This is a genomic window from Achromobacter sp. NCFB-sbj8-Ac1-l, assembly GCF_052695805.1.
On record NZ_CP199812.1, the window covers coordinates 1270002 to 1282554 of the forward strand.

At 70.0% G+C, this 12553-nt stretch carries 1 protein-coding gene; it reads right to left on the reverse strand.

The features are described from left to right. Window positions 1–106: 106 nt before the first annotated feature. Window positions 107–12484 (reverse strand): filamentous haemagglutinin family protein, encoded by a 12378-nt coding sequence (locus ACUDP5_RS05970; RefSeq protein WP_445658372.1) that lies wholly within the window; start codon window positions 12482–12484, stop codon window positions 107–109. Between the last annotated feature and the right edge of the window lie 69 nt (window positions 12485–12553).

Here is a 12553-nt window from a genome sequence, read left to right on the forward strand (position 1 = left end):
CAACCCACGGTAGTCCCTTGCCGCGGCATTCCCTACCCTTCATTTGCAACAAACAATCCGGGGCCCGGCCGCGCGGAGGTTGCGATCCGCGCGGCCGGGTTCGGCGCTACAGGCCGAACGCCTGCCGTTCCTCCTGGCTCAGCCTGGCCAACTGGGCGGGAGTCAGCGCCCCGTCGCCCACCACCTGCACCATGTTGTTGGGCCGATAGGACGACACCTCTTGCGAGGCACCGGCCGGCGGCGGGGGCGTCGCGCCGGCCGCCGGTTCGGCACCGTAGCCGAGGATCTGCACGTTGATGATGGACGGCTGGTTCTGACGCGCCTGGTTCTGGCTGCGCTGGGCCGAGTCCTGTGCTGCATTGACGGCGGAGGTCGCGGCGCTGCTGGCCGAGGTCAGCGCGCCGGTGTTGACCGCCGACGCGACGGGCATGCCGGTGCTTTCTCCCTTGGCCTTGATGTTGGCGGCGTTCAGCACGGTCTGCGCCGCGATGTTGACGTTGCCCGACACGCGAATGCCGGCCTCGCCCGCATCGATCGTGCCCAGCGGCGCGTACAGGTCGACGTCGCCGGCCGGCACTTCGGCCAGCGGCGCCAGCGTGGCGATGCCGGCGCCGGTGGCGGGCGCGGCCGGCGCCAGGCTGATGTTGCCCACGCCGTCATAGCGCCGGAACGGCGGGGTGTAGACCACGGTGGTCTTCGAACCGCGGCCGGCGTTGATGTCGCCTTGCGCCGACCACGCCAGGATGCTGCCGCCAAAGGTGGTCATGACGCGGCTCTGGCCCAGCAGGATGCTGTCGCGGGCATAGAGCTCGATGCCGCCACGGCCCTGCGTGACCACGCCCGCGGTGGCTGGCGGCGCCGTCCCTTCGATGCCGTACACCTGTGCCCCACCCGGCGTGAGCACCTGGATGTCGCCGCCGTTGCGGGTCTGCACGCCGGCACCGCCGTACATGGTGATGCTGCCGTCATAGGTGCCTGCGTGCGGGAACAGCGTGGCGATCGCCTGGCGGCCACGCAGATAGCTGCCCGGGCGCGGGCTGCCCTTGTCGTTGTATTCGCGGCCGCCAGCACGCAGTTCGGCGAAGTAGACCTGGCGGGCGAACACACGCTGCTGTTCGGGCGCCAGGGCGTCGAAGAAGGCGCGCGCGTCAGCCGTGCTGCCGGCGAAACCGTAGGTCTGCGTGAGCCACAGCAGCAATTCGCTTTCGTAGGTCTTGAAGGGCAAGCCCTGGTCGGTCAGCGGACGGGCCGGGTCGGCGGCGTGGCCGGCGTCCAGGTAGCGGCGCAGGAAGCCGGCGTAGTCGGCGCCCTGGGCCCCCAGGCCGGCTTGCAGGGCGATACTGGCGCCCGGGCGCAGGTCGCCCGGCGCCAGGGGGCCCAGGCTGGTGGCGGCGGCCTTGTCTTCCATCAGGATATGCCGGCCGGCGCTGATTTCCAGCGTGCCGGGACCCGCTACCGTGAAGTTGCTTTGGATGACGTCGCGGCCGGCTCGCACCAGGGAGACGTCGCGCGGATCGCCGTGGATGAACAGATTGTTGTTGTAGACGAATGTGACGGGATACATGGTCCAGTCCATCGAGCCGGCGGGGCTGCCGCTGCCGACGATATCGCGTCCGGCCAGCATGCGCACGGCGCCGCCGCCGGAATACCACTGCTTGCCCGTCAGGCTGCCCGGGTCGCCGAAGCGGATGTGGCGGCCGCTGGTGACGCCGACCAGGTCGCCCTCGACGGCGTAGAAGCGCGACGGTTCCGTCGGGCCGGTGGTCGCGGCGGAGTCGGGGCCGAAGGCGAACAGCACCCGGTCTCCATAGGTGCCATCCCGCGACAGCGTCGTGGGGCCCCACAGGATGGCGCTGCTGGTGGCGCTTTGCACCATGCCGACGAACGCGGGCTTGAAGATCGAGGCCACCGAGTCCGCCGCGGCGCTGCTGCGTCCCAGGGGGGCGTCGCCGCCGTAGATGGACTGGCCGGCCAGCAAGTCCAGGCGGGCGCCGGGGCCGGGGGCCAGCAGGAAGGGGGTCTTGTAGTAGATGTTGCCATTGGCCGCGACGGCCGAGAGTTGCGATGGGTAGGTCACCGCCAGGTCGTTGCCCGCCGCCCGTGTGTAGATCGGGGAGACGTTGCCGCCCGCCGAGAACATGTCCACGGCGCTGTTGGCGGTCCAGAGCGAGAACCAGGATTGCGAGCCGTGGATGCCGGGCGTGCCGTCGGCCTGCAGATAGGGCATGAGCACCGGCGCCAAGGCGCGTCCAGGATCGTCCGCGGCGCCGATGGCCAGATCGCCCAGGCTGTCGACGCGGAACGCGCTGTCACCCACATTCAGCACCAGGGCGCCGGAAGGGGTGGCATCGGCGGCCTGGAAGCGGTCCAGGGCGCGTACATCGCGCGTCGCCCGGATGTTGTAGAGCGGGTCCAGGCGGCCGAACGAGGCAGCCTGCAGCAAAGTCCGGCCGCGCAGGTTGGTGACCGCGCCGGCCGATTCGAACATGTTGGGCAGTGCCGGATTCAGCTGGCCTCCGACGCGCAGATCGATGTCGCCGCCGCCTGTCAGGGCCAGACTGCCGTCCGCCAGCACACGCCCCGTGCTGCCGACCGCCAGCACCAGGGATTGGCTACGGCCGTTGATCTGGCGTTCGCTGTAGCTCACGCCGTGCGAGAGTTGCAGACCCGCGCTGCCGCCGACATCGACGCTGAGGTTGCCCCCGCCCAGCGTGCCGAAACCGGTGAAGCCGATCAGTTCGTCTCCAGGCTGGCCGCCGTTGATGGAGGCAAAGGTGCCGAAGTTGATCCACCATGCGGTGGGTTGCGCCTGGCCGATGGCAGCCGTGCCGGATCCTTGGCGCCAGAGCCAGTTGCCGACGTCCGAGCCGTTGTAGCCAAGCGCGGTGTCCAGTGGCCGTCGATAGCCGGATTGGGGACGGGCCAAGGTATCGCCGATCAGGTTGGCGCCGGCGCGGATCGTGAGATTGCCGCCGCCGTCGGGATACCAGGCGCGGTAGACGCTTTGCGGGCCGCCATTGACGTAGGGATCGAAGGCGCCATTGTCGTCGGCCAGCACGCGGCCGCTGGGGCCGGCGTGGCGCGGCGCATTGTATGGGTCGTTGGGACGCAGTGCCGTTGTGGACGTGCCCGCGGTGTAGACGCCATAGAGGGAATGCATGCGGAGGTCGCCACCGGCTACGAGGTCCAGGTCGCCGGTGCCGGTGCGCAGCACGCTGAAGCGGGCCGTGGCAGGCTTGCCAATGTAGTTGCGGGGATCGTTGGGGATGCAGTATTCGGGCGCGGTCTTGCAGAGTTCCGACGCGGAATCCATACCGATCACATCCCTGACGAACTGATCGTCCATCACGGTATCGAACAGCTCCGGCATGCCAAATTCATCGGCGGCCTGCTGGCTCCAGCGGTAGTTTCCGGGCGCGTCGTAGCCATATTGGCCGTAGTGGCTGTCGGCCAGCACCAGATTGCCGCGCGCGCTGCCGTACTGGGTGGTGCGCGTATCGGCGCCGTTCAGATCGGCGCCGCCCGCCAGCCGCAGGGACCACGACTGCGTGCCTTCGGGCAGCATGGGCGCGATGGCCCAGGCCTGGCCCTGCACGCCGTTGACGGCCGGGCGCAGGTCGACATAGTCCACGCCGGCCAGCAATTGCACCTTGGTGCCGGACGGGATCAGCCCGCCGCGCGGCAGGGTCACATCGCTTGCCAGCCGGACCTGGTTGGCGTGGAAATAGGCTTCGGGCAGGTTGGGCAGGGCGATGCCGGCGGGCCAGGTGACCGGCCCCAGGAAGACAGCGGCCATCACGCGCCAGCCCGCCGCCAGCTTCATGTCCGCGGCCAGCGTCAGCGCTTGCGGCAGCACGGTACCGGCGGCATAGGCCAGGCTGCCATCCGGGTTGAGGATGGCGGATGACAGCACGGTGCCGGCGGGCAGCGTCAACGGCTGGGCGAGCGGCGCCGTGACGGGCAGGACGGTGCCCGGCGGATAGGTGCCGCCCTGCAGCGGCACGTCGTAGTTCAGCACCGAGCCGCCGGGAAACAGCGTGCCGGCCGCCAGCGTCACGCCGGCATGCGGCGTGACCATGTCGCCGCCCAGGAAGTCATAGCCGGGCAGCAGTCGCCAGCCGTCGGCATCCTGCTTGATGTCGGGCGGCGGCGCGAAGCCGTCGTTGATGCTGCCGTGAATCTGCAGATCGCCGCCGGCGCGGATGACCAGGTTGCCGACTTCGCCCGAGCCGTAGACGGCCGGATTCAACCGGGTGTTCGGGTTGAGGCTGGCGTAGCGCATGCCCGACAGGTCCAGGTCGCCCTGCACCACCAGGTCGCCGTCGGGCGTGGCGCTGCGGATCTCCACGCCGGGTCGCAAGTGCAGGGCGTCGGCGTAGGGGCGCAGGCCGGCCAGCTTGTTGTCCACCAGGTTGCGATTGGCCAGCGCGTTGTCGATGAAGTCGCGGCTGTCACCGTTCAGGCGGTTCAGGTAACCCTGGTCGATGATCTGGTAGGGCTTGCCGCCCGCGTTGTTCTCGGTGCCGACGGGCGCGTCGGCGTAGACCCATACGCCGTTGACGGCGATGCTGCGCGCGCCGCGAATGTCCAGCGGCCCGCGCGCATCGATATCGATGTCGCCGCCGATGCTGCCGCCCAGGCGCGGCGCGTTCAGCTCCAGCGTGCCGCGCGGCAGGCCGTCGTTGCGGGCGGACTCGGTGCCCGCGCGCAGGTCGATGCGGGCGCCGCCGTCCAGTTGCAGCGTGCCCGTGCCCGAACTGAGCTCGACGATGGCGCGGTTGGGGGCATCGATGATCTTGCCATAGGTGTCCACGCGCAGCGTCGTCCCATGCGTATCCAGCACCGCGCTGCCGGCCAGGCGCAGGCCGTCGCGCGCCGCCAGCCGGATGCTGCCGACCCCGGCGCCGCTGGCGTCGATGCGGCCGGCGACCGTGAGGCTGCCCGCGTCGACGGAGATGTTGACCTCGCGGGCACGCACCTCGTCGCCGATGACGAGGTTGCCGCGCTTGACCTGGAAGCTGCGTGCCCCGTAGACCTGGCCTGCGTTCAGCCGCTGGTTCAACGCGGAAAAGTCCACCTGCTGGGCGCGGATGTCGACGGCGCCGTAGGCGTAGGGCACCCGCGTGCCGCCTGCGTCGTAGTCGCCCGAGGCGGATCCCAGGATGCTGCCTTGCAGGTCCACGCGGCCGGCGTTGTTATCCAGCGCGATGGCCGTCAGGCGGCCGGCGCGGTTGTAGTGGGCCGACAGGTCGATGCGGCTGCCGGCTGCCTGAGTGATGTCGCCGTGGCGGCTTTCCAGCGTGACGTCGCCGCCCCAGCTGTACTTCACCACGTCGTCGAACAGGACCGATCGACCGGCCAGGTCCAGGTCGGCGCCCGCGTTCAGCTTCAGGGCGTGATCGGCGCGCAGGGCAATTTTGCCGGTGGGCAGCGCGATGCGGCCATTGATGTTCACCGTACCCGCATCCAGCGTCAGGTCCGCGCCCAGGCCGCGTGGCGCAGGCGTGCCGGCAAGCGGATTCAAGGTGATGGCGTTGCCGGCCTTGATGCGATTGACCGAGGCGGACTCGCCGGTCAGCAAGGGGGTTTCCAGGGTGATCGAGCCGCCATGGTATTGCCAGCCGGTGGCGGCGTCGTAGGCGCCGCGGGCCTGGTAGACGTTCAGGCTGCCCTGGTGGTTGGCGGTGATGCGGTCGGTGGCACGCAGGGTGACGTCGGCAAAGCCCAGCGTCAGCCGGGCGTTGTCCAGTTCGCGCCGCGGCTGGGTGTAGGGGCCGTAGCCCAGTTCGATGCGCTCTGCCTCGATGTGCAGGCGGCCGCTGCCCGTACCGGCGCCGTTGGCGATCACGCCCACCGGCGGCAGCACGGAACCGTTCCAGATCAGGTTGCCCGCGCGGATCGTGGCGACGTCGGCCGCCTGGCCGTAGCCGTAGATCGCGGGGGTCGTCAGCGCCAACGTCTGCAGGCGCGATTTGCCCGTGGCCGGGTCGGTCGTGTCCAGCGAGACGCTGTCGAAGAAGTTGAACGAATCGGCCACCGCCAACGTCAGCATCTCCAGCGCCGGCGCGCCGTAGCGGGTGTCGCCGGCCATCAGGCGGTTCAGCAGCGCCTGGTCCAGGGTCAGGCCGCTGGCCAGCCCACCGCGCGCCGCGGCGGCGGCCAATGCCGCTTCGCTGCCCGCGTTGATGGCGCCGACCGCCAGGGTCAGGTAGCGGGCGCCGTAGCTGGCCGAACTGTCCAGCTCGAAGGCCTTGTTGGTGGCGGCGGCCAGCGTGCCTTCCGTGTAGAGCAGTGCTTCACCCGTGCAGCCCGATGCGCCGCAGACGCCGATGCGGATGGGGCCTGAGCCGGCAGGCGGCTGGTCGGCGGCCGGGGGCAGGACGTTGAGCCAGCCGTTGGACACCGCCAGCATGCTGCTGGGGCCGGGACCGTACGTATATCCAGTGAATGAATCGAAGGGGGCGCGGCCCTGGCCGATGGTGTTGATGCCGGCGCCGCGTTCGATGACGATGCCGGCATCCGGGTCGCTGGTGACCAGGAACACTTCCGCGGCCCGCAGCGTGGCGCCGCTGCGCAGGGCAAGGCCGCCGAAGTGGGTTCCGGCGTAGCCCATGTTGACCAGATTGCTGTCGTACACATAGTCCACGCTGGGCACCGCGCCCAGCACCATGCGCGGCGCGCCGATGGCATTGAGCTGCCCGGCATCCAGCGAGATGCCGACGAATCCCGGCGTGCGTCCGGCGCCGGGGGCAGTCACTTCGACCCGATCTCGCGTGCTGTCCTTGGAGACCACGGCAAGGGTGCCGCCGTAGCCGCCGGCAGCGGCCGAGAAATCGGCCTTGCCCGCGAAATAGAACTCCTGTCCGGGGATGGCCTTTGCCAGGCCGATCTTGAGGGTCCGGGCGTCGGCGGGCAGGACGGCTCGAGGCATGCCGCGCCGGGAGGACTCGGCGGCCACGAAGGTGGCGTAGTCCATTTCGTTGTACTGCGAGTACTGGCGCAGGACCGGGCCGGAGGTGACCAGCAGTTGTTTCGCGATGGCGTCGGCGGTGCCGGCGGCGCTGTTGCCGAGGCGACCCGCGATAGACCAGGAGCCGTTTCGCAGGGCCTGTGCACCGCTGCCGGTCTGGCCTTGGGCCGCCCCATTGATTTCCACGCGGAAGGCGCCGGGCATCAGCGCATAGGTGGCAGGCATCAGCGTGTAGGTGCCCGCGGGCAGGCCGGGTACGCCCGCGCCGATGGTCATCTGCTGGCCGATCTGCGGCTGGCTCTGGCCGGCGTCCGGGGCCGTGGGCGCGACCTGGGGCTGCGTGCCGGGCACCAACGCATAAACGGGGTTGGTGGACAGGCTCGGCAGCGTGAAGCCGCCGCCCTGCGCATTGACCTGCACCAGCGGGCTGAAGCGGGCGTCGGTAGAGCCGCCGCGGCCCGAGACGAAGCCGGCCCCCAGCAGCTGGCCGCCGCCGGAAACGTCCACGCCCGCACCGTCCAGGATGCGCACGTTCTCGGCGCCCAGGGCGATGCCTCGGGTGAGCTGGGCGTCGATGGTGGCGGCGCCCGCGCCGGTCAGCACGATGTCCTGCCCCGCGTACTTGTAGCTGACGCCGTCCACCGTGCCGCCATAGGGCATGACCAGACCGCGGCCGCTTACCGAGGTGACGCTGCCGGGCAGCAGGGTAACGCGCGAGCTGACGCCGAAACGTTCGTCTGCCAGGCCGATTTCCAGCAAACCCATCGGGGCACGCACCACGCCGCCTTGTTCGATGCTGTCCGCGGCCAGCATCAGCGCGCCGAAGGCACTGTAGGGCATGTCGGGCAGGTCAGGGGTGCTGCGCCCGATGATGATGCGGCTGCCTTCTTCATAGCCGGGCTTGCCGTCGCGCGTGCCACCCGCACCCGCGATGATGCGGGTGATGGCGCCCGTTTCCGGGTAGATCTGCGCGGCGGTAAGCGTCAGGCTGCCGGGCGTGCTGAGCTGGGTGGTGTAGACCTGGTTGGTCCTGTCCAGCGTTCCCAGTCCACCCAGGATGCGGATATCACCCCGGCTGTACAGTTCAGCCATGGGAAAGCCCGTACCGGTATGGCTGACCCCCTGACCCGACGGCGAACGATGGGTCGACAGCGCATCGAGCCGCACGTTATCGCGGATGTCGATCAGCCCGGCCTCCACCCGCAGCACCGATTCGCTGGTCCGGGTGGCGGGCGGCAGCGTGCCGGAGGGACGCTCGTAGCCTTCCTTGGCGTTCGTGTCGGTCGCGCCTGCCAGCAGGACGTAGGGGGCAGCCAGCCGTACGTTGGCGGTCGGGCGGGAGTCGGCCGTCATGCCGAACGACCCCGCGATCAGCCGCAGGCTCTGGCCCAGGCGCAGTGCGACATCATCCGCGAAGCCGAGCTGTCCGTTTGCCAGCAGGTTCAGCGTGCCGAAGCCGCCTTGCTCCACTTGCGACGCGCCCAACGCAGCGCGTCCATAGACCAGGTGGTCGGCCGCCAAGGCAGCGTCACCGTAGGCGGCCAGCGCATCGGGGGCGGCGTCCTGCGACAGGACGAGACTGCGCGCGCCCTTGATGCGGTTGCCGATGGCGCCGCTCTTGTAGGCGGGGTTGTCCAGGGCCACGCTCAATGAACCGCCCGCCGCACCGGCTCCGCCGGCACGGGCCACCATCCGGCCATCCAGGTACAGGCCGTTGCCCGAGCTGATCGCGATGGCGCCGCCGGCGCTGGCCACGGCGGTGGGCTCGCCATTGGCCAGCAGGGTGGCGGCGCTGCCCGAGGCGTCCAGCAGGCTGCCGGGTCGCAGCACGACAAAGACGGCGGGCGCAGCCACGCTGCCCTTGGCCACGTCCACCATGCTGCCCAGCGTGATGACCCCGCCGTCCTGGACCTTGCCGTACACCTGCCCGTTGCGATTGAACGCGGTGGCCGCGCGAGCGGCCACGTCCAGCACGGCGTGTTCGCCCACCCAGATGGACCGGCCGGAGCCTTGCGCCGCCAGGTCCTCCATTTGTGTACCGCCGGCCGTCGAGACCGTGATGCGGCCGCTCCAGGCATTGAATGTTCCGTTCAACGTGACCTGGCCGATGCCGGCCAGGTTGATGCGCTGGCCCGGGTCGACCTCGATGCGTGCACGATCTTGGACCACCAGCGAGGTGGCGGCCACGTCATTCGGCGAACTGAGCAGCGTGCCCGCCTGCAGCAGCAGACTGGCCCCGCGGCGTTGCGTCAGTACGCTCTTGACGGGGTCTTCCTGATAGAGCGCCGGGGTCCATGTCTGCAGGGCCTGGGCCTTGTGCTGCGCGGCGCGGGCGCCCCAGGCATAGCGCTGTACAGGCATCTGCACGCGCAACTGCGTGCCGGCGGTGACCGCCAGCCCATGCGTGCCGATCACGTCATATTGCGAGAAGCCTTGCGAGAAGTCGTCAGCCACCAGCACCGATACGCCGGTCGGCGCCGGCTCGTTCCGTGCGTCCGGGCGCACGACGCGCACCTGGTAAGCCTGCAATGTCAGCTTGCCGCCGCCGTCCACGCCGTAGCCCTGCAATGTCGCCTGTTGCTGCAGCACGCCCGCGGCCCCGCCCGACCCGGCCTCCAGCAGGATGTCGCCGCCGCGACCGTTGCGCGTCTTGCCTGTGGCCAGCATGGCGGCGCCACCGCTGGCATCCACCGCGCTGCCTGGCGCCAGCGACACGTCGCCGGTGCTGCGCAGGGCGACCGAACCGCCGTTGCGGTAGGCGATGCCGGGCGAGGCGGCGGGGTCCAGGCTCAGGTTGCTCCACAGACCGCCGACGTCCAGGGCCGCGCCCGTGGCGAGCGTGATGCCGACGGACTTGCCGGCCGTTGCGATGACGGGGGTATCTTCCACCCGGCCGTTGCCGCTGAGCTGACGCAGCATGTTGCCCGCCTGGATCTTGCCGCCCGCGGCCGAGATGCTGGCATTGATGTCGACTTGGGGCGCATACAGCACCACGCCCGCGCCGGGCGCCATCGTCACGGCCTGGTCCACCGCGACGCGTTCCTTGCCGGCCAGCCGCAGGTAGCCCAGGCCAATGGCGTTGAGCCAGGCGGTGTCCAGCCGGATCTCGTCGGCGCCGGTCGGGCCGGCACCCACCACGACATTCGTGGCCAGGCCCGTCAGGCCCCAGTTCAGCGCGCCGGCCGCGGCGTCGTACAACGGCGTATAGCTGCCGACCAGCAATTGCGCGCGGCGCGCCAGGGCGTTTTGCGACGGGTAATCGCCTTCCAGGTCCCCCTGCGGCGTATCGGTCTGCCGGGCGCCCTGGTAGACCTCGCCGGTCAGGTCGCCGGCCAGTTGGGCCCGGGTGGTCGCCACCACCAGCGTGCCCGCGTCACGGCCCACGGTGTAGCCGTTTTCAAAGCGTTCACGCGGGGCGAGGAGCGGGTTGTAGAAGACGCGTGTGGCCGTCTCGCCCCAGCGCGCATGTTCCTGCTCAAAGCCCTTGTACAGGCCGGTGTACAGCAGGTCGCCGGGGGCGCGCGACACTTCGTACAGGCGGCCGTCGCTGCCGCGCAGCCAGCTTTGGCGGATATAGCCGTCCTGCACGTCCAGCGTGCCGCCGGACAGGTTGATGTTCGAGCCGGCGCGCGTCACCAGTTCGCCTCCGGCGAAAGTGGCGGTGCCGCCCTGCGCCAGCCATTCGGCCGCGGTGTGGCCGCTGGTGGCCAGGTAGCCGCCCACTTCCAGCAGGCCGCCGCTGGTGTACCAGCGGTCGCCGGCATAGCCGTTGGTGCCGCTGGCCACCTTGACCAGCGTGCGCCGGTCGATCCAGACGTCGTTGCTGTTGAGCAGCTTGCTGTCGCGATTGATCGGCGCATCGCGCTGTTCGTTGCCCTGCACGTTGATCTGCAGGGTGTTCGATTCCATCGATACCTGTACGCCGATGGCACCCGCCACGTCCAATTGGGCGCCGCCGTCCAGCACGGTCCGCTTCCTGGCCGACACGGCGATCTGGCCGCCGGTGGCCAAGGTGGTCGAACCGTTCTCGAAGGTGGCGAGATTGCCCGTCACGACTTCGATGCGGGACAGGTCGCGACGGTCGGCGATGGGGCTCAGGTTGTCGAAGGCCGCGCCGGTCTTGTTGTCGGGCGTGCCGTCCAGCGTCTTGATCGCGGCGGCGCGTTGGCTGTCCAGGCCGGTGACGGCGGAGGCTTCCAGGACGACCGCCGTGACGCTGCCCGCGCCCAGCGTGACGCTGCCGGTGGCATCGCCGGCGCGGTTCAACAGGTGAATGGCGCCGCGCGTGCCGATGTCGGTGGTGGCGATCAGCACGCCGTCCTGGCGCACCTGGCTGCCGGTCAGGGTGATGTCGCCGGTGGGGGCGCTGACGAGGCCCGTGTTGGCGACCCGTCCGGCGGTGCTGCCGGGCTTGAGCGTGGCGCTGACTTCGTTGCCGGTGGTGGTGGACTTGAGGTTGCCGTCGGTGCCGTAGCCTTTGCGGATGTAGAAGTCGTCGCCCGCGGCCAGCGCCGCTTGCCCGCCCGGGGTGGTGATCGTGCCGCCGTTGTGCACTTCGCTGCCCAACAGCAGCACGTAGCCGCCGCCGCGCGTGGCGGTATTGGAGGCCGCGGTGTCGATCCGTGCGCCGGCCAGCACCTGCACCTGCCCGATCGCATCCTTGAAGGCGGGCAGGGTGCCGTCGGTGTCGGTATAGATGCCCTTGTCGCGAAACTGCGTGTCCGTGATGGTGGCCGCGGCCGCCACCAGATTGCGCACATTGACCTGGCTGGTGCCCGTAAAGATGACGCCGTTCTGGTTCACCACCAGCACGGTGCCGTCGGCCTTGATCGCACCGTGGATCTCGCTGGGCATGGCGGATGCGCCGACCACGCGGTTCAGTACCGCGTCGGTCGCGTTCTGCTGGAACTGCACGGTGGTGTTGCGGCCCACGTTGAACGTATCCCAGTTCAAGATGGCGCGGGACTGGGTCTGTTCGATGGTGATGATCTGGCGACCGCCTTCCTCACGGGCCCGGGCGGTTCTCGCGCCTTCCCATTTGGCCAGGGCGCCGCGGGCTTCCCACAGGCCGCCTTCGACCAGGCCGTCGGGTACGCCTGCGGCATTGGCCGCGGCGGTCGTACGGGCCGCCGCTAGCGCCGCCTGTTGCGCGGCGACGGCGGCGGCGGTGCGGTTCAGGTTGTCCAGCGACTTCTGCAACTGTTGGCGCGCTTGGGCCTGCTGACGCGCGCCGGTGCCGATGCCCGCCATGCTGCCGTCGGGCATGCGGCCCGTGCGCTGCGCCGTCGACTGCATCGCGTTCTTGTCGGCGAACCAGCCGGGGCTGAAGGCGCGTGCCTGGGCCTGGGCCGTGCCGCTCCAGCCGCCAGCCAGCGCCAGCACCGCCATCGCGTGCGACAGCGGACGCAGGCGCCAACCAGGACGACGGCGCGCCGTGCGGCGCAATAACGAAGCGGACGAACGGGCGGACGAGGCGGAGCGGGCGGCAGGCTGGGCGGACGTAGACGAGGACATGGCGTGATTCAGGAATGTCGATGAAGGGCGCCAGTGACATGGTCACCGTGCCCGCTTACTCATCTAGTC